Source organism: Brevundimonas sp. Root1279 (genome assembly GCF_001425945.1).
Taxonomy (GTDB): Bacteria; Pseudomonadota; Alphaproteobacteria; order Caulobacterales; family Caulobacteraceae; genus Brevundimonas.
Window position 1 is genome coordinate 308625 of sequence record NZ_LMEB01000006.1, and the last position, 18503, is coordinate 327127.

The 18503-nt window shown below is 69.1% G+C and carries 18 protein-coding genes; 9 read left to right on the forward strand and 9 right to left on the reverse strand.

What is annotated here, in order from left to right:
• Positions 1–124: 124 nt before the first annotated feature.
• Together ASC65_RS17465 and ASC65_RS09480 are read left to right on the forward strand one after the other, a co-directional pair.
• The gene (locus ASC65_RS17465) at positions 125–283 is read left to right on the forward strand and encodes a hypothetical protein (RefSeq protein ID WP_200939820.1); all 159 of its coding nucleotides are present in this window, start codon (positions 125–127) and stop codon (positions 281–283) included.
• 119 nt (positions 284–402) lie between these two features.
• A complete protein-coding gene (locus ASC65_RS09480) occupies positions 403–1203 on the forward strand; it encodes a crotonase/enoyl-CoA hydratase family protein (protein WP_056451964.1) in 801 nt (266 codons plus the stop codon).
• 85 nt (positions 1204–1288) lie between these two features.
• On the opposite strand, the gene ASC65_RS09485 is transcribed toward ASC65_RS09480, so the two are convergent.
• From ASC65_RS09485 to ASC65_RS09495, 3 genes are read right to left on the reverse strand one after another with little or no spacing between them, the layout of a single operon-like run.
• On the reverse strand, positions 1289–2305 hold the full coding sequence (locus tag ASC65_RS09485) for an HlyD family secretion protein (RefSeq protein ID WP_056451965.1): 1017 nt from the start codon (positions 2303–2305) through the stop codon (positions 1289–1291).
• 26 nt (positions 2306–2331) lie between these two features.
• Positions 2332–3087 carry an ABC transporter ATP-binding protein gene (locus ASC65_RS09490; protein ID WP_056451967.1) on the reverse strand — a complete coding sequence of 252 codons (756 nt, stop codon included), beginning with the start codon at positions 3085–3087 and terminating at the stop codon, positions 2332–2334.
• On the reverse strand, positions 3084–4256 hold the full coding sequence (locus ASC65_RS09495; protein ID WP_056451970.1) for an ABC transporter permease: 1173 nt from the start codon (positions 4254–4256) through the stop codon (positions 3084–3086). The genes ASC65_RS09490 and ASC65_RS09495 overlap by 4 nt, the downstream gene beginning before the upstream one ends.
• Before the next feature lie 162 nt (positions 4257–4418).
• On the opposite strand from ASC65_RS09495, the gene ASC65_RS09500 reads away from it, so the two are divergent.
• From ASC65_RS09500 to ASC65_RS17135, 3 genes are all read left to right on the forward strand, one after another.
• Positions 4419–6509, forward strand: a complete 2091-nt coding sequence (locus ASC65_RS09500; RefSeq protein WP_056451972.1) for a S46 family peptidase — start codon at positions 4419–4421, stop codon at positions 6507–6509.
• 190 nt (positions 6510–6699) lie between these two features.
• Complete coding sequence (locus ASC65_RS09505; protein ID WP_056451974.1) at positions 6700–8769, forward strand: S46 family peptidase; 2070 nt, start codon at positions 6700–6702, stop codon at positions 8767–8769.
• Between the two features lie 514 nt (positions 8770–9283).
• Positions 9284–9442: a hypothetical protein gene (locus ASC65_RS17135; RefSeq protein ID WP_156459611.1), complete on the forward strand. Its 159-nt coding sequence runs from the start codon at positions 9284–9286 to the stop codon at positions 9440–9442.
• Between the two features lie 290 nt (positions 9443–9732).
• On the opposite strand, the gene pgsA is transcribed toward ASC65_RS17135, so the two are convergent.
• Together pgsA and ASC65_RS09515 are read right to left on the reverse strand one after the other, a co-directional pair.
• Entirely contained in the window at positions 9733–10368 is a 636-nt protein-coding gene (gene pgsA, locus ASC65_RS09510) for a CDP-diacylglycerol--glycerol-3-phosphate 3-phosphatidyltransferase (protein ID WP_056451976.1), read from the reverse strand.
• Positions 10369–10441: 73 nt separating this feature from the next.
• Complete coding sequence (locus tag ASC65_RS09515; RefSeq protein WP_056451977.1) at positions 10442–11065, reverse strand: carbonic anhydrase; 624 nt, start codon at positions 11063–11065, stop codon at positions 10442–10444.
• A 203-nt stretch (positions 11066–11268) separates the two neighbouring features.
• On the opposite strand from ASC65_RS09515, the gene ASC65_RS09520 reads away from it, so the two are divergent.
• Entirely contained in the window at positions 11269–12030 is a 762-nt protein-coding gene (locus tag ASC65_RS09520) for an OmpA family protein (protein ID WP_162245668.1), read from the forward strand.
• A 15-nt stretch (positions 12031–12045) separates the two neighbouring features.
• Here the strand turns inward: ASC65_RS09520 and uvrC are convergent, their stop codons facing one another.
• Both uvrC and ASC65_RS09530 read right to left on the reverse strand, forming a co-directional pair.
• On the reverse strand, positions 12046–13944 hold the full coding sequence (uvrC, locus tag ASC65_RS09525; RefSeq protein WP_056451981.1) for an excinuclease ABC subunit UvrC: 1899 nt from the start codon (positions 13942–13944) through the stop codon (positions 12046–12048).
• Positions 13945–13981: 37 nt separating this feature from the next.
• A complete protein-coding gene (locus ASC65_RS09530; protein WP_056451982.1) occupies positions 13982–14428 on the reverse strand; it encodes a DMT family transporter in 447 nt (148 codons plus the stop codon).
• Between the two features lie 170 nt (positions 14429–14598).
• Here ASC65_RS09530 and ASC65_RS09535 point away from each other — a divergent pair, with 170 nt between their 5' ends.
• Positions 14599–15009 carry a DUF2177 family protein gene (locus ASC65_RS09535; protein WP_056451984.1) on the forward strand — a complete coding sequence of 137 codons (411 nt, stop codon included), beginning with the start codon at positions 14599–14601 and terminating at the stop codon, positions 15007–15009.
• Between the two features lies 1 nt (position 15010).
• On the opposite strand, the gene chrR is transcribed toward ASC65_RS09535, so the two are convergent.
• Both chrR and ASC65_RS09545 read right to left on the reverse strand, forming a co-directional pair.
• Positions 15011–15649 carry a cadmium/peroxide/UV radiation responsive anti-sigma factor ChrR gene (gene chrR, locus ASC65_RS09540; protein ID WP_056451986.1) on the reverse strand — a complete coding sequence of 213 codons (639 nt, stop codon included), beginning with the start codon at positions 15647–15649 and terminating at the stop codon, positions 15011–15013.
• Positions 15646–16218 carry a sigma-70 family RNA polymerase sigma factor gene (locus tag ASC65_RS09545; protein WP_056451988.1) on the reverse strand — a complete coding sequence of 191 codons (573 nt, stop codon included), beginning with the start codon at positions 16216–16218 and terminating at the stop codon, positions 15646–15648. Before ASC65_RS09545 ends, chrR begins: the two co-directional genes overlap by 4 nt.
• 155 nt (positions 16219–16373) lie before the next feature.
• Between ASC65_RS09545 and ASC65_RS09550 the strand changes: the two genes are divergently transcribed.
• Positions 16374–17699, forward strand: coding sequence for an NAD(P)/FAD-dependent oxidoreductase (locus tag ASC65_RS09550; protein WP_056451989.1), 1326 nt, complete (start codon positions 16374–16376; stop codon positions 17697–17699).
• Positions 17696–18496, forward strand: a complete 801-nt coding sequence (locus tag ASC65_RS09555) for a DUF1365 domain-containing protein (protein ID WP_056451991.1) — start codon at positions 17696–17698, stop codon at positions 18494–18496. The genes ASC65_RS09550 and ASC65_RS09555 overlap by 4 nt, the downstream gene beginning before the upstream one ends.
• Positions 18497–18503 lie beyond the last annotated feature (7 nt).

Here is an 18503-nt window from a genome sequence, read left to right on the forward strand (position 1 = left end):
AAAACAGTTGCCTTGCCGGGTCGGGGCGCCTACCTTGACCATGACGCGAAACGACTATGACGGTGAGATTCCCGATCAGCACGACGTGTCTCTTTTCATCGTTCAACGAAAGGAGACATCAAAGATGAACGACAAGGACCGTAACCTCCAGCACGCCATGATGAGCTTCGCGCTCTGGGGCGGGATGCTGGTGAACACGAAGCACACCAACGGCGCCGGCGATCGCGTGATCAGCCACCCGTCCAACTTCGTACCCATCAAGATCGACAAGCCGCGCCGCTAGGGCGAGACCCGATCGACAGTGACGAGCCCCGACCGCAAGGCCGGGGCTTTTTTGTTGCGCCGGTTGCGGTGACGCCGCGTCACGCTTTAGGCCTCGGGGAGCCGCCAGAGGAGCCTTCCATGACCGACCTGATCCAGCGCGAGCGCCACGGCGCCGTGGAGCTTTGGACCCTCTCCCGGCCGGACCGGCTGAACGCCCTGCCCGACCTGGCGGACGGCGAGGCCTTCGCCAGTGCCTGCGAGGCGGTGAACGCGGACCCGGGCGTGCGTTGCGTGGTCATGACCGGCGCCGGCCGGGCCTTCTCGGCCGGCGGCGACCTGAGGGCGATGAAGGGCAAGAGCGACCTGTTCGCCGGCTCTGGGGCCGAGATCCGCGAGCGCTATCGCCGGGTGGTGCACCGGATCGTGCGCTCGCTGTACGGGCTGGAGGTTCCGCTGGTGTCGGCGGTGAACGGGCCGGCCATGGGGCTGGGCTGCGACATCGCCGGGCTGGGGGACGTGCGGCTGGCCTCGGACAAGGCCAGCTTCGGCGTGCCGTTCCTGAAGCTGGGCATCGTGCCGGGCGACGGCGGGGCCTGGCTGCTGCCGAGGAACGTCGGCTATGCGCGAGCGGCCGAGATGCTGTTCACCGGCCGGGCCATCGACGCGGCCACGGCCGAGCGCTGGGGGATGGTCAATCGGGTCGTGCCGGCCGAGCGGCTGATGGAGGAGGCCATGGCGACGGCGCAGGAGATCGCCGCCCAGGCCCCGCACGCCCTGCGCATGGCCAAGGCCCTGCTGCGCCAGGGCCGGGACGTGAATTTCGACCAGATGCTCGAGATGACCGCCGCCATGCAGGCGCTGGCGCACCTGACCGAGGACCACCTCGAGGGCGTCAATGCGGCGCTGGAGAAGCGGCCGGCGCGGTTCGAGGGGAAGTGAGGTTCCAGGGGCTAGGTTTTAGGTTCCAGGGAAGAACCGGCCGCTGCCGCCCCCTAGAACCTAACCCCTAGAACCTATGCCGTTCCTAGCTCGCCTTGCGCGCAGGGGCCTGCATCGAGCGATCGGCGGGGACGCCGGCGGTAGCGGTGCGCGGGGCGCCGGCGGTCTGGCCGGGTTTCATGAATTTGACCAGCACGCGCTGGCCGATCAGCAGCGGGGCGTCGCCGGCGGTGACCACCACCTCGACCACGCGCTCGTCGGAACGCTGCGACGGGTCGTCCGAAGCCAGCTTGCGGGCCCCGAAGACAGCGGCGCGGCGCAGCACGGCGCCGACATAGACCTTGGACGGGTCGCCTTCCGGGGTGATCTCGACAGCCTGGCCGACGGTGATGTTCGGGATGTCCGACTCGACGATCTCGGCGCGGGCGATGCGCGGGGCCTCGGGCTCGAGGTCGAACATGTTCGAGACGTTCAGGGTCGAGGCGCCGGCGCCCGGGTTGGCGTAGCGGCGCACGATGCGGCCGTTGGCGGGCGAGCGGATGACGGTCAGCTCGACATTGTAGGCGGCCTGGTCGCGACGGGCGCGGGCGGTCTGCACGGCGGCCTGCTGCGAGCCGAGGCGAGCCTGGGCGGAGGCGATGGCGTCGCGGGCCTGGTCGAGGCGCTGGGCGGCGACGAAATTGGTGTCGACCAGCTTCTGCAGTCGCTCGTACTCGCGCTGGGCGGTGCGGATGTCGACCTGGATCAGGCGCAGCTGGCTTTCGGCCGCGGCGAGGTCGGCGGCGGCGGTCTGCAGGGCCAGGCGGGGCTCGTCGTCCTCCTGGCGGGCGAGGATCTGGCCGGCGACGACCTGGTCGCCTTCCTGGACCAGGACTTCACGCACGACGCCGCCGCGGCGGGCCGCGATCTGGATGATGCCCCCCTCGACATCCACCTTGCCGTTGGCGATGGCCGCATAGGGGCTCTCGACCTTGGAGGCGGCGGCCTTCTCGTCGTCCGCCTTCTTCTTCGTCGCCGCGCCCGACATCATCGACCAGCCGACGAGGGCGAGGACGACGAGGATCAGGCCGATCCAGAGCCATTTGTTTTTCAGAAAGCGCATGTCGGTCTTGGTCCTAGGGCAGGCGTTCAGTGCGACGCCAGGGAGGCGTCGGGATTGGGGATGCGGCGCTGATCGTCCCGGATCACGCCGTCTTCGATGTGGATGACCCGGTCAGCCCAGGCCTCGAGGCGCGGGTCGTGGGTCACGCAGATGACGGCGGCGCCGTGTTCGGTGGCGGCGCGGCGCAGCAGGCGGATGACGACCTGGCCGTTCTCGCCGTCGAGGGCGGAGGTCGGTTCGTCGGCGAACAGGATCTGCGGGTTCTTGGCCAGGGCGCGGGCGATGGCGACCCGTTGCTTCTCGCCGCCGGACAGGGCCGAGGGCTTCTGGTTGAGGCGGTGGCCGAGGCCGACCTCCTCGAGGGTGATCTGGGCCTGGCGACGGGCGTCGGACTTGGACAGGCCCTGGAATTTCAGCACCACCTCGACCTGCTGCAGCGCCGTCAGGGCGGGGAACAGGTTGAAGCCCTGGAAGATGAAGCCGCAGTGATCCAGGCGGAACCGGTCGATACGGCCCGAGGAGAGCTTCCACAGGTCATCCACGTCGAGCGTGTCCACCCGGCCTTCTTCGGGCCGGAGCAGGCCCGACAGGGCGGCGATCAGGGTCGACTTGCCCGAGCCGGACGGGCCCATGACCATGGTCAGGTCGCCGTGGCGGGCGTCGAAATCCACGCCCTTGAGCACCTCGACGTAGCTCTTGCCGGACTTGAACCGCTTGACCAGGCCCTTGGCCTCGATCGCGAAGTCGCCGTGCTTGCCGTGCACCTTGGTATGGCCGGTCATCGCAGCAGGTCCGCGGGTTGGCTGTTCTTGAGGATGCCGAGCGACAGCAGGCCGGACAGCATGGCGATGAGGATCAGGCCGCCGCCGACGATGATCAGCAGCAGGGGCGGCAGGGCGATGATCACCGCGTTGGACATGGCCAGCAGTTGGACCAGCCAGGTCAGGACGATGGCGGCGATGACGCCGACGCAGCCGACCCAGAAGCTCAGCTCCATGACGATCCGCTGCAGCGAGCCCATGCCGACTCCCAGCGCCCGCAGCGAGGCGAACTCCTTGATGTTGGCCATGATGGCGCCGCGCAGGGTCTGCCAGGTGATGGCCACGCCGATGATCGTGCCCAGCACCACGCAGCCGCCGATGATGATGACCAGGATGCCCTCTTCGAACATGGCGCCGGCGTTGGCGTCGGCGAGCTGCTGACGGGTCCAGGCCTTCCACTGACCATCGCCCTGGGCGTTGAGTTCGGCGGCGACACGTTCCGCCTGGGACGGATCGCTGAGCTTGACCATTAGAGGGCCGACGCGCGGGCCGGTGTCGGCCTGTCCGACCATGCGCAGGGTGTCGCGCGACATGATGATCGTGGCCTGCATCATGTTCGGATAGCCGCGGGTGATGCCGACGACGGTGACGGTCTGGCCATTGTAGAGGGCCTTGTCGCCGAGCTTGACGCCCAGCTTCTTGGTGGCCGTCTCGTCGATGGCGACGGTGTAGGGCTGACGCAGGGCGTCGACCAGTTCCTGGGAATAGTCGGTCGGGATCGTCACGGACCCGGGGGTCGTGTCGATGATGCTGGTCTGGACGAACTCCTGACGCGGCGCGCCCATCTTGGCGCGATCCGCCTGGGACATGGTCGGGTCGACGTTCTTCACCGACTGGAAGGAGCCGCCGGCGCCGTCCAGGGGCTGGACCTCGACCACCGCCGGGTTGCGATAGGCCAGTGGGATGAATCGTCGCGGCACGCCCGACGGTCCGCCCATCAGGCTCTTGGCCCCGGGCTGCATGATGATGATATCGGCGCTCGACCGCTCGATGGTGGCGGTGAAGCCCTTGCCGATGCCGATGAAGACGCCGGTCATGGCCAGCACCAGCAGGCCGGACAGGGCAAGCGCCATGACGGCCGCCATGTAGCGGCGCCACTCGTAGAGCAGGGTGGAAAGTGCAAGCGACATGAAAGCGGTTGGCCCCCGGGTTCACCGTTATCTGACGACAGCAACGGTTTGGGCCAAGTTAAATCGGATTAAGGCCGTGTGGACGGCCTTCATTCATCTGGTCTAGGTACTGTGCCAGTTCGGGACGGTCTTCCCCCGCCGTCCGCTGGAGACGCTTACCAGATGATTCTTCGCTCGCTCCGCGCCGCCCTGTCGGCCACCGCCTCGATCGCCGCCGTCGCCGGCGTCGTGACCATGACCTTGGCCGCCGGCCCCGCCCGCGCCGACGAGGGCATGTGGACCTTCGACAATTTCCCGATCCAGACGGTCAACGACAAGTACGGCACCCGCATCGACCAGGCGTGGCTGGACCGCGTGCGCAACGCCTCGGTGCGGATCCAGGGCTGTTCGGCCTCGTTCGTCTCGCCGGACGGCCTGATCCTGACCAACTGGCACTGCGTGGTCGGCTGCGTGCAGGACCTGTCGAGCCCCGAGAACGACTTCGTCACCCACGGCTGGATGACCGCCTCGCGTGAGGACGAGAAGCGCTGCCCGGGCCAGACCGCCGAGGTGCTGACCGATATCGTCGACGTCACGGACCGCGTCCTGGGCGCAGGCGAGGGCCTGGAAGGCGCGGCCTTCAACGCCGCCCGCACCGCCGAGATCAACAAGATCCAGCAGGAAGCCTGCCTCGACGACCCGCGCATGAACTGCCAGGTCATCAGCTTCTACCGCGGCGGTAAATACGCCCTGTACAAGTTCCGCAAGTACGACGACGTCCGCCTGGTGTTCGCGCCCGAGAAGCAGGCGGCCTTCTTCGGCGGCGATCCGGACAACTTCAACTTCCCGCGCTACGCCCTCGATGTCGGCTTCCTGCGCGCCTACGAGGACGGCAAGCCGGTCTCGAGCCCCACCTTCCTGAAGTGGAACCCGGAAGCGCCGAAGGAAGGCGACGTGACCTTCGTGGCCGGCAACCCCGGCTCGACCTCGCGCCTGCTGACCATGAGCCAGTTGGAGCGACTGCGCGACCAGCAGCTGCCGGTGACCCTGATCCAGGCCTCGGAGCTGCGCGGCCGACTGCTCGAGTATTCGCTGACCGGCGACGAGGCGGCGCGGGTGTCCTTCGACCCGATCTTCGGGCTCGAGAACAGCTTCAAGGTCTATTACGGCCAGCAGGGCGCCCTGACCGACCCGGCCTTCATGCAGGTGAAGCGCGACGCCGAGGAGGAGCTGCGCGACCGCGTCGCCGCCGATCCGGCGCTCCAGCAGCGCATCGGCGATCCGTGGGCCGATCTGGAGCGGGTGCAGACCGTGGCTCGCGATCAGTACCTGCCCTACCGCCAGCTGGAGCAGGCAGCGGGCGGCGGCTCGACCCTGTACCAGTACGCCAAGGCGCTGGTGCGCGCGGCCAAGGACGGAGCCAAGCCGGCCGACCAGCGCCGCATGAACGATACGCAGCGCGCCGCCCTCGCCACTCGCCTGGGCGAAGAGACCCCGATCTCGATCGAGATGGAGGAAATCTACCTGCGCTACTGGCTGTCCAAGACCCGCGAATACCTGACCGTCGACCATCCGGCGGTGAAGGCCATGCTGGGCAAGGAGAGCCCGGAGGCCCTGGCCGACCGGCTGATCAGCGGCACCAAGCTGGCCGACCCGGCCTTCCGCGCCCAGGCCCTGGCCATGACGCCGGAACAGCTGGCCGCGGCCGATCCGCTGCTGGCCTTCGTCCTGGCCAATGACGCCACGGCCCAGACCACCGGCGACCAGTGGGCCGCCTCGGTCACCGCCCCGACCTCGCGCGCCGCCGAAAAGGTCGCCCAGGCCCGCTTCGCGGTCTATGGCGACAACCTCTATCCGGACGCCACCTTCTCGCTGCGCCTGTCCTACGGCCAGGTGAAGGGCTGGAGCTACCGCGGCGTGGATGTCCCGGCCTTCACCAAGATCGGCGGGCTGTACGAGCGCGGCACCGGATCGGCGCCGTTCAACGTGGCCGAGGACTGGGCGGCCGCAGAAGGCCGGATCAACAAGGACGTGGTCTACGACTTCACCTCGACCAACGACATCATCGGCGGCAACTCCGGCTCGCCGGTGATCAACGCCCAGGGCGAGGTGATCGGCGCCGCCTTCGACGGCAACATCCACTCGCTGGGCGGCTCGTTCGGTTATGACGGGACGCTGAACCGGACGGTGACGGTCTCTACGGCGGCCATCACGGAAGCCCTGCGGACGGTGTATCGCCAGCCGCGTCTGCTCGAAGAGCTGGGGGTTAAATAACCTCCTTCTCCCCTTGCGGGAGACGGTGTCATGCGCAGCATGACGGATGAGGGGTCGCACCGGTCTTGCCGGGCGACCCCTTCGTCATCCATGGTCCCGCTACCTGATCGGCAGCCGCCGGCGAGACCCCTCATCCGACCCGCTTCGCGGGCCACCTTCTCCCGCAAGGGGAGAAGGACAGGAGACCTTGATGCGTAACCTCCAGATCACCCTGACCGCGATCGCGCTCACCCTCGCCGCCGGCGCCGCGCGCGCCGAAGAGGGCATGTGGACCTACGACAACTTCCCGATCGCGCGGGCCAACGCGACCCTGGGCACCAACATCGACCAGGCGTGGCTGGACAAGGTGCGGCTGTCGTCGGTGAAGTTCGGCGGCTGCTCGGCGGGCCTGGTCTCGGGCGAGGGCCTGGTGATGACCAACAACCACTGCGTCGCCACCTGCGTGGCCAACCTGTCGACGCAGGCGACCAATTTCGCCGAGACCGGCTTCACCCCGCGCAGCCGCGAGGAAGAGCTGAAATGCCCCGGGGGCTCGGCCGAGATCCTGACCCAGATCACCGACGTCACCGAGCGGATGCATGCCGCCGGCGCCGGGCTGGAAGGCCAGGCCTTCACCCGCGCGCGTGACGCCGAAGCCGGCAAGATCGAGCAGGAAGCCTGCGGCGGCGCCGCCGACAAGCGCTGCCAGGTGGTGAGCCTGTACCGCGGCGGCCAGTTCAAGCTCTACACCTACAAGAAGTTCTCCGACGTGCGCCTGGCCTGGGCGCCCGAGGATCGCGCCGCGACCTTCGGCGGCGACCTGGACAACTTCAGCTTCCCCCGCTTCGCCATCGATGCGGCCTTCATCCGCCTGTACGAGAACGGCCAGCCGGCCGTGACGCCGACCCACTTCACCTGGAACGCCGACAAGCCGGTCGAGGGCACGCCGGTGTTCGTGACGGGCAGCCCGGGCGCGACCCAGCGCCTGCTGACCCAGGACCAGCTGATGACGGTGCGCGACGTGGTCCTGCCGATGGACCAGCTGATCGCGTCGGAGCTGCGCGGCCGCCTGATCCGCTACTCCGAGGAGGGCGAGCGCCAGGCCTTCGAGGCCATGGATCCGATCGTCGGCCTTGAGAACACCTACAAGCGCGGCTTGGGCCGCATGCGCGCGCTGACCGACCCGTCGTTCATGGCCATGAAGGCCGAACAGGAAGCCGACTTCCGCAGCCGCGCCGGCGCCGTGGACGGCGATCCGTGGACCGCCCTGAGCGCGATCCAGCCCGTCGTGCGCGAAAACTACGCCGCCATGGCCCTGCTGGAAGGCGGCACGGGCATGGGCACCACGCCCGTCGCCGGCGGCTCGCAGCTGTTCTCCTGGGCCCGGACCCTGGTGCGCGGGGCGCAGGAACGAGGCAAGCCGTCGGCCGAGCGCCTGCCCGAGTTCGCCGACAGCCGCCTGGCGGCGGTGCAGTCGGGCCTGTTCGCCGAGCGTCCGGTCTATCCGGAGCTGGAGCAGGTGCGGATGGAGTGGTGGCTGTCCAAGACCCGGGAATGGCTGACCGTCGATGATCCCCGCGTGCGCGGCCTGCTGGGCGATGAGTCGCCGGAACAGCTGTCGGCCCGCCTGATCGAAGGCACGACCCTGGCCGATCCGGCCGTTCGCAAGGCGCTGTGGGAAGGCGGACTCGCGGCCGTCGAGGCCTCGAGCGACCCGCTGATCCAGTACCTCCTGTCGATCCAGGACGAGACCCGCGCCGTGCGCGCCGACTGGGAGGCCCGGGTCGACGCCCCGACCGCCCGCGCTTCGGAGCAGCTGGCGAAGGCCCGCTTCCAGGCCTACGGCGACAGCGTCTATCCGGACGCGACCGGCACCCTGCGCCTGACCTACGGCAAGATCGAGGGGTCGGACGTTCCGGGCCAGCGCTGGGGCGCCTTCACCACCTTCGACGGCCTGTGGGACCGGGCGACCGGCGCCGCGCCGTTCGACGTCGCGCCCAAGCTGCTCGCCGCCAGGGACCGCATCCCGGCCGGCACCGTGCTGAACATGGCCGTGTCCTCGGACACCATCGGCGGCTCGTCGGGATCGCCCGTCGTCAATGAGAAGGGCGAGATTCTGGGGGCGAATTTCGACTCCACCGTCCTGACCCAGCGCAACGCCTACGGCTACGACCGCAACACCAACCGCTCGGTGATCGTGACCACCGGCGCGGTGACCGCCGCCCTGCGCGATGTCTACGGCATGGATCACCTGGTGCGTGAGCTGGGGGTCGCGCGCTAAGGCGGCGGCCGCCGAGCTCCCGAAGTGGCTAGTGGCTAGTGGCTGGCCACCGCCAGCGAGTCCGCCGGCGTGGCGCCGCCCCCCGTGGGCAGTCGACGACGGCGGCCGCAGTGGCTGCAAGGCGGCGGCCGCCGAGCTCCCGAAGTGGCTAGTGGCTAGTGGATGGCCACCGCCAGCGAGTCCGCCGGCGTGGCGCCGCCCCCCGTGGGCAGTCGACGACGGCGGCCGCAGTGGCGGCATCGATACAACTTTCCAATCAGCAGACTCGCCCTGCCCCAGGACAACCTGTTGAGGCTAAACAACTAGCCACTAGCCACTAGTCACTTTCCTGACCCACGGTGGGCCAGGGGCCCTCAGACCGCCTTTACAGCGCCCCAGATCAGGCGGACGCTCCTCCGTGCGAAGCGGACCGGCAAACAGTCGCCGGGCGCTGTCGGGGAAGAGTAAAATGGCTTTTGATAGCGTTCGGGGGAGTGATCCCCGGGGGCCCTGGTGCCCGAAATGCCAGCAGCCCGTGCGGAAGGGGCAGCCGGCGACCAAGATGCATTTCGACAAGGACCCGGACGGCGAGCTCGGCCTGTCCGGCCTCTGGCACGGCGAATGCGCCCGTCCCTACTGGGACACGGTCACGCCGGTGCTGGAGCGGCTGAAGAAGTGGGGAGCGGGCGGCTGAGGCCGGGGGGCGCTGCCGGCCGCGGCGCTCTCTGTTCGACGCATCCAGGCGGGCAAGTGATTAGCGGCTAGTGATTAGTGGCTGGCCGCCGCTGGTGCAGCGGTCGCCGTCGCGCTGCCCCCCCGCAGAGAGACGATAACTACACACCGGCGCGTCGGCGCTTGGGCTGCCCACGGGGGGCAGCGCGGTCCATGCGGCGCCACCGGCTGTGGCCAGCCACTAATCACTAGCCACTAGCCACTTGCCAGACCGCGGCGGCTGCCGATGCGCGCCGCCGCCGATGCCAGAGCCTAGATCTGGCTCATCTTCTGCTGGGCCTTGGCGAAATACTGCCAGCCGGTCCAGACGGTGACGATGGCGGCGACCCAGATCAGCACGTAGCTGAAGGTCTGGAAGTGCGGCTGCCACTCCAGCGGCAGGCCGAAGCCGTCCCACAGCAGGACCAGTTGCAGGCAGCCGAGGGCGACCATCTGCAGGACGGTCTTCCACTTGGCCAGCAGGGTGACCGGCAGTTTGACCTTGCCGGCGACGGTCTCGCGCAGGGCCGAGACGGCGAACTCGCGGAACAGGATCAGGCCGCAGGGGATGGCGATCTGCGGCACCGAGCCCCAGGCCAGAACGCCCAGAATGGCGCCGGTGATCAGCACCTTGTCGGCGATCGGGTCGAGGATGGCGCCCCAGCGGGTCGTGGCGTGCCAGCGACGGGCCAGATAGCCGTCGACCCAGTCGGTCGAGGCGGCGACCACGAAGATGATGAAGGCCGTGCGGCCGAAGCGGAACTGGTCGTCCGGCGACAGATACTCGGACAGGTACGGAATGCCCTGTGGCGCGGCCCCCGCCAGAATCAGGAACATCACCACCCCGGCGATCAGGCGCAGGCCGGTGAGGATGTTCGGGATGGGATTGGCGTGGTGGGTCGGGGTCATTCGGTCTCGCTTCCGAAGTCTCGCTTCGGAGACCTCAACGGGGATTTGCCACGCTTCGTTGCGTGAGGCGAGTTCAGTCGAGCGCTTCGAACCGGCCGGGGCCGCTGAGGGCGCGCAGCACGCCGTCGGCGATGCCGAAATGCAGGCCGGTCAGGGTCAGTTCGCCGGCGGCCTCGCGCTCCGCGATCCACGGGAAGGTGCGCAGGTTGCGCAGCGACAGCCGCACGACGGCCTCCTCGGCGGCCTGTTCAGCTTCTTCGGGCGCGGTCTCCTCGCAGACGTGGCGCACGATCGGCGCGGCCTGCTCGACCCAGGGGGCGACGAAGTCCTGGCAGTTCTCGGGCGCGCCGTTGCGCATGGCGCTGACCCCGCCGCAGTGGGCGTGCCCCATGACCACGATGCGCGAGACGTTCAGCACCTTGACCCCGAACTCGAGCGCCGCCGAGACGCCGTGCAGGTGGCCGTCGGGCTCGTAGGGCGGCACCAGGTTGGCGACGTTGCGGACCACGAACAGCTGCCCGGGGGCGGCGTCGAAGATCAGGGCCGGGTCGGCGCGGCTGTCCGAACAGGCGACGATCAGGGTGTGCGGCTTCTGGCCGGCGGCGAGGGCCTCATATTCGGCCTTGGCCTCCGCCCAGTGGCCTTCGCGGAAACGGCGGTAGCCCGACAGCAGGGCGTCAGCGGATTCGTTCGACATGCAGCCGGTATAGGCGCTCGCTCCCGCGAGGGGGAAGAGGGGGACAGTCCGGCGGGGACGCCCGAGCGAAGAACGTGGGTCGTTCAAGCGGGGCCGCTCGGGATTCCACCGGATATCGGGCGCCCGAGCTTGAGCCTAGGCCCTACGCAGGGAAGGCTCGTCCCGAGCCGCCCTCGCATGAGGACAGGAATATGAAGAGGTTCATGACAGCCATCGCTGCGGCAGCGGCCCTCGCGGCGGGCGCCGTCGCGACGGACGACGCCCTCGCCCAGGCGAGGATCACCGGCACGATCACGGCCAATCATGGCGACAGCCTGACGGTGCGGGGCAGCGCCGGCGACACGCCGGTGTCTCTGACCCCGGCGACCGAGATCCGGGGCACGTCGGGCGTGCTCGGGGTACGCGGTGAGGAACACCCCGCGAGCGACCTGATCCCGGGCCTGATCGTCGACATCGACATCGTGCCCGGCGCGCCGGTGCTGACCGCCGAGAAGGTCACCTTCAAGAACAGCGACCTCCGGACGGCCGAACAGATCTCCGCCGGCCTGGTCGGCACGGAAGGGCGCGTCGCGGAGAACACCGCCCGGATCGACAATTTCGGCACCCTGACTTCGGCCGGGCGGACGTCGGTCTATTTCAACGTCGGCAGCGCCGCCCTGTCTGACGAGGGCCGTCGAAGCCTGGATGACATCGCGGCCCAGGCGAAGGCTCTGAACACCCCCTTCCGGCTGGCCGTCGTCGGCCGCGCCGACCCCACCGGCAACGCCGAAGCCAATCGCCGGCTCAGCGAGCGCCGGGCCCAGGCGGTGACCGATTATCTGATGCACAACGCCGGCGTCACCCCGGAGAAGTTCATCCCGACCGCCTCACTTGGCGAGGCCCCGATCGCCAACGACCCCGACCCGCCGCGCACCGACGCCGAAGCGCGCCGGGTGACCGTCACCATCGGGGTGACCCCGCGCTGACTCCCTGCCCGCCGCTCAGCGGGCGGGGTGGAAGAAGCCGTGAATGCGTTCGGCCAGGGCCTGGCTGACGCCCTCGACCTTGACCAGGTCGACGACGGAGGCCCGGCCGACGCCCTTGGCCGAGCCGAAGGCGTGCAGCAGGGCCCGCTTGCGGCCGGGCCCGACGCCTTCGATCTCGTCGAGCGGGTTCTTCTTGATGTCCATCGAGCGCCGCTTGGCGTGGGCGCCGTTGGCGAAGCGGTGCGCCTCGTCGCGCAGGCGCTGGATGTAGTAGAGGGCCGGCGACTTCAGGGGCAGCATGAAGGGCGGCTTGCCGGGCACGAAGAAATGCTCCTTGCCGGCGTCGCGGTCAGGTCCCTTGGCCACGCCGACGGCGAGTATGTCGTCCAGCCCCAGATCGGCGAGCACCGCCAGCACCTCGGCCAGTTGGCCCGCGCCGCCGTCGATCAGCAGCAGGTCGGGGCGGATCACCTCCTCGCCTTCGTCCTCATCCTTGACCAGTCGGCTGAAGCGCCGGCGCATGACCTCGCGCATCATGCCGTAGTCGTCGCCGGGCGCGAGATCCTCGCCCTTGATGTTGAACTTCCGGTACTGCGACTTCTGGAAGCCCTCGGGGCCGGCGACGATCATGCCGCCGACCGCATTGGTCCCCTGGATGTGGGCGTTGTCGTAGACCTCGATACGCTCGGGGCGGCCGTCCAGGCCGAAGGCCTCGCAGACCTCGTCGAGGATCTTCCCTTGCGCCGAGCTCTCGGCCAGGCGGCGGCCGAGCGCCTCGCGGGCGTTGGTCAGGGCGTGGTCGACCAGGCCGGCCTTCTCGCCCCGCCGCGGCAGTTCGATCGAGACCACGCGGCGGCCGTCGACGGTCTTGGCCTTCAGCGAGAAGGCCTCCTCCAGCAACTCCTTCTCGAACGGCAGGACGTTGGCCAGGATCAGCCGCGGAACCGGCTTGTCCTCGTAGAACTGGCCCAGGAAGGCCGCGAGAATTTCGGGGTCGGTGTCGGTCTTGTCGACGCGCGGGAAATAGGCGCGGCCGCCCCAGTTCTGGCCGCCGCGGTAGAAGAAGACCTGGACGCAGGCCTGGCCGCCGTCGGAGTACAGGGCGAAGACGTCGGCCTCGGGGACGCTATCGGCGCTGACGGAGTTCTCCATCGAGATGGCCGACAGGGCGCGGATGCGGTCACGCACGCGGGCGGCCTGTTCGAAGTCCATCTCATCCGAGGCGGCCTGCATCTCCTTGGACAGCCGGCCGATGACGGCCCGCGACTTGCCGCGCAGGAACTGTTCCGCCTCAGTGACCAGCTCGCCGTAGTCCTCCAGCGAGATCAGGCCGGTGCACGGGGCCGAGCAGCGCTTGATCTGGTGCAGCATGCACGGCCGGGTGCGGGTCTCGTAGACGCTGTCGGAGCACGATCGGAGGAGAAACGCCTTCTGCAGGGTGGTCAGGGTCCGGTTGACCGCCCAGGTCGAGGCGAAGGGGCCGAAATAGTCGCCCGGCGTGGTGTGGGCCCCGCGATGCTTGCGCACCTGGGGGGCGCGATGATCGCGGCGGATCATCAGCTCGGCGAACGACTTGTCGTCGCGCAGCACCACGTTGAAGCGCGGCTTCAGCTTCTTGATGAAGTTGGATTCGAGCAGCAGGGCCTCGGTCTCGGAGGCCGTGACCACCAACTCCATCGAGCGGGTCAGGGAGACCATCAGGCCGATGCGCTGGGTATGGAAGCGGCCCTGCGCGTACTGGACGATGCGCTTCTTCAGCGACCGCGCCTTGCCGACGTAGAGGCAGGTCCCGTCCTCGCCGTACATGCGGTAAACGCCTGGCTTGTCGGGCGCGCGCCGCGACTCGTCGAGGATCAGGTCGGCGGCGACCAGCGGCAGGGGCGGCGAATCGGCGGGCAGGGTCTCCTCGGTCATTGCCGCCAATATAGGCATCCGCGGCGCGCGGCGAAGGTCAGAACTTTCGCACCATCAGCACGCCGGCGACGACCAGGCCGACGCCGGCGACGCGGCCGAGGCTGAGCGGCGCGCGCGGCATGCCCATGGCCCCGAAATGATCGAGGATCAGGCCGATCAGCAGCTGGCCGGCCACCATCAGGGTGATGGTCAGCGCCACCCCCAGCCGCGGCACGCCCCAGGCCGCGGCCACGACGAAGCAGGCCCCATACAGCCCGCCGATCCACGCCCACCACGGCAACCCCCGCACCGCCGTCATGTCCGGCCGGGTGTGCAGCGCGGCGGCGGCCATGGCGAGCGCGATCGTGCCCACCGCGAACGAGACGAAGGCCGCATTGACCGGCGAGTTCACCGCCGTCGCCAGCCGCGCATTGGTCGGCGCCTGCAAGGCCGTCGCGCCGCCCGCGAGGACGACCAGGATCATGACGAGGGCGGAGGGGTTCATGCGGGAGAGCGTAACGGCAAACGGGAGCGCCGCGCCACCTTCTGCCGGTTCATAGGCGCTTGGCGCAACGAGTTCCGACGGCGGCGTCGACGCCAATGATGTCATCTTGCCCGCGCCGCCATCCGATCGGGGCGGGCGTGCGTATTGCTCGACAACGCCGGGAGCAGAAGATGAACGTCGTCGTCGCCTACGCCGCCACCCTGATTATCTTCGCCGTGATCGACACCGTCTGGCTCGGGGCCATGGGAGGCCGGCTCTACCGGCCGCTGGTCGGGGAGATGCTGGCCGAGAAATTCCGCCTTGTCCCGGCCATCGCCTTCTATGCGCTCTATGCCGCCGGCCTGACCTTCTTCGCGGTATTGCCGGGGCTGGCCGACCAGAACTGGAAGCGAGCGCTGCTGTGGGGCGGGCTATTCGGCCTGTTCGCCTATGGCACGTATGACCTGACCAACCTGGCGACGCTCAAGACCTGGAGTCTCAAGCTGTCGCTGATCGACATGGCCTGGGGGGTGGTGGTCAGCGGGAGCGCGGCCGGCTTGGCCTGCGCCGCGGTGATGCGCCTGCTGCGCGGGCCGGCTTGATCTACAGCTTCACGAACGGCTGAATCAGCCGGCCGAGCCAGCCGTCCAGCTCGATTTGACCGTCCAGCGCCGCGACGCACAGGCACGGCTCGTCGGAGACGACCCGCGGCTGGTGCAGCACCTCGTCGTCGGCTTCCTCGAAGTCGCCGACCTCGAAGCGTTCGGTTTCGGTGGCGTAGGCCCCCTTGAGGACGCAGGTCAGTTCGACGCCTCGATGGGTGTGCCGGGGCGTCTTCTGACCGGGGGCGATCTCGAGGAGGATGACGCGGCAGTCGCCGTCTCGCGGCGCCAGCACGTCGCGGACCCGGATGCCCGGCCCGGCCCAGCGCCACGGGCCGAGCGCATAGCGCCGCAGCGGCTCGGGCAGATCGGCCATGTCATTGGTCATCGGCGCCGCCGCGGCTTCACCGGCGTCGGCGTCGATCCGGGCCAGCGCCCGGGTCAGGGCGGCGTCGGACAGCGCAGCAGGCGGCGTCTCCTCCAGCAAGACGCCGCCGACGGCCTGCAGCCGGCGCACCCAGGCGTCATTGGCCGGGCGCAGCGCCAGATGGGCCGCGACGACCACCGCCTCGGGCGGGCTCAGGGTTCCGGCGGCATAGGCCAGCAGACGGTCTTCGGACGGATTGCGGGCGGGGTTCATCGGGTCGTCTCCTCCGGCGGTCCGAGGATCGTTCGGAGCTTGATCATGGCGTTGCGGATGCGCGACTTGACGGTGCCGAGCGGCAGGCCGAGCCGGTTCGCGATTTCGGAGTGCGGGCGCTCGAGGAAGAAGGCCAGGCGCAGAACCTCGACCTGATCGGCGCTGAGTCGGGACAGGGCGTCGCGGACCCGACGGGCGTCCTCCTGCATGGAGACGATCTCGTCAGGGCGAGGCACGCCGTCGCCGGCCGGGTCGATCTCGGGCGTCGGCAGGGGCCGCGCATCGCGGCGCAGCATGTCGAGGCGGCGATTTCGGGCGATGGCGAAGATCCATGTCGCCGCCCCGGCGCGCCGCGCGTCGAACAGATCAGCCTTTCTCCACACCGTGAGCATGGCGTCTTGCGCGAAGTCCTCGGCCGCATTGGGGGTCGCGCCCGACCGGATGAGCCACGTCTTCAGCCGCGGCGCGAAATAGGCGAACAGCTCGGCGAACGCCTCGCGGTCACGCCGCAGCGCCACGGCCTCGATCAGCCGGTCGTGCGCCTGAGGGTCCGCCTCCGGATGCTTCATACGGATCGACCGTCTCGCTTCGGGCGCGGCATCCTGGACATGCATGAACCCTACTACGCTTTGCGGCGATGTCTGGATCACCGACGATCCAATGACGAACGTCCGACGTACTTCGACACGCCTGCACACCGCAGGCGTCAGTCCTCGGAGCCGTCATGTCGCCTGATTCCGACACCCCCTTGAAGGTCGCGGTCGTCGGCTCGGGCGTGGCCGGCCTGTCCGCCGCCTGGCTGCTGTCGCAGCGCCATCGCGTGACCCTCTACGAAAAGGCGGACCGGTTGGGAGGCCATTCCCATACGGTCACCGCCGCGCTGTCGTCGGGGACCGTCGCCGTCGACACCGGCTTCATCTGCTTCAATGACGCGACCTATCCCAACCTGATCGCGCTGTTCGACCATCTTGGGATCCGGAGCCGGGCGACCGATATGTCGTTTGCGGTGTCCATGGACCAGGGCCGGTTCGAATACGCCGCGCCCGGCCTCTTCGCCCAGCGCCGCAACGCCCTCAGGCCCAGGTTCTGGGCGATGCTCGGCGAAATCATCCGCTTCTACCGCGATGCGCCCGGCGCGCTGTCGGCGGGCATCGATCCCGGCCTCACCCTCGGCGCCTACCTCAAGCGAGAAGGGTTCAGCGAGGCCTTCCGCGATGATCACCTGCTGCCCATGGCGGCGGCCATCTGGTCGTCGCCGGCGCAGCTGCTGATGGACTACCCGGCGGAGGCCTTCATCCGCTTCTTCGGCAATCACGGCCTGATGAACCTGACCAAACGCCCCCTGTGGCGGACGGTCGAGGGCGGCAGTCGGACCTACGTCGAACGGATGGCCGCCGGCATCACCGACATCCGTCTCAATCGAGGCGTCACGGCCATTCACCGGGCCGAAGGCGGTGTCGTCCTGCAGGACAACCACGGCGCTGTCGAGCGCTTCCACCACGTGATCATCGCCGCCCATGCCGACAAGGCGCTGACGATGCTGGCCGAGCCGACCGAGCAGGAGACCGAACTCCTCGGAGCCTTCCGCTACAGCCGCAACCTCACCCTGCTGCATACGGACGCCGGCCTGATGCCGCGGCGGCGCCGGGCCTGGGCGAGCTGGAACTATATCGGCGTCGACGACGGATTGTGCGTCACCTACTGGATGAACAAGCTGCAGGGGCTGCCCGGTCAGGACGTCTTCGTGACCCTGAACCCGCCGCGGCCGCCGCGGCCCGACACCCTGCTGCGCAGCGAGATCTACGAGCACCCTGTCTTCAACCCGCAGGCGCTGCAGGCCCAGAAGCGGCTGTGGGACCTGCAGGGGCATGGCGGGGTCTGGTACTGCGGGGCTTATTTCGGCGCAGGCTTCCATGAAGACGGTTTGCAGGCCGGCCTCGCCGTGGCGGAGCAACTCGGGGGCGTGCGCCGTCCGTGGTCGGTCGCCGACGAGAGCGGCCGCATCGCGCTGCCGGCCCTACGTCTCCGAGAGCCGGGGGTCGCCGCTTGACCGAGGCGTCCGCCCTCTATCGCGGCGAGGTTCGGCATCATCGCCTGCGGCCGCGCGAACACCGGCTTCGGTACCGCGTATTCTGGCTTCTGCTCGATCTCGCGGAGATCGACAGGCTGGACCGGCGCCTGCGGCTGTTTTCGCGCAATCGGTTCAACGTGCTGGCCCTCTACGACCGGGACCACGGCGATCGCTCCGGCGGCGACCTGCGCAGCCATGTCACGGCCTGCCTGGCCCGCGGCGGAGTCGACATCGGCGGGGGCCCGATACGGCTGCTGACCATGCCGCGGGTGCTCGGCTACGTCTTCAATCCGATCAGCGTCTACTACTGCCACCTGCCGGACGGGGCGCTGGCGGCGATGGTCTATGAGGTCGCCAACACCTTCGGCGAGCACCACGCCTACGTCATTCCGATCGCGGAGGCCGACCGGGCCAGCGGCCGGATCCGGCAGGGCGCGGCCAAGGCGCTCTACGTCTCCCCCTTCCTCGGCATGGACATGGACTATCAGTTCAGGGTCCATGCGCCCGGCGGGCGCCTTGACCTGGCCATCCTCGCCGCCGACGACCAAGGGCCGCTGCTGACCGCCTCGCTGGCGGCCCATCGACGATCGCTGACCGACCGCCAACTGGCGCTCGCAGTCGCCGCCATGCCGTTGCTCACCCTCAAGGTCATCGTCGCCATCCATTGGGAGGCGCTGAAGCTATGGCTCAAGGGCGTGCGGCTGACCCATCGGCCGCCGCCTGGGCCCGAGGCCGTCACGGTCGGCGGGGCTCCCGCGACCGACAGGGCGGATTAGCTTCGAC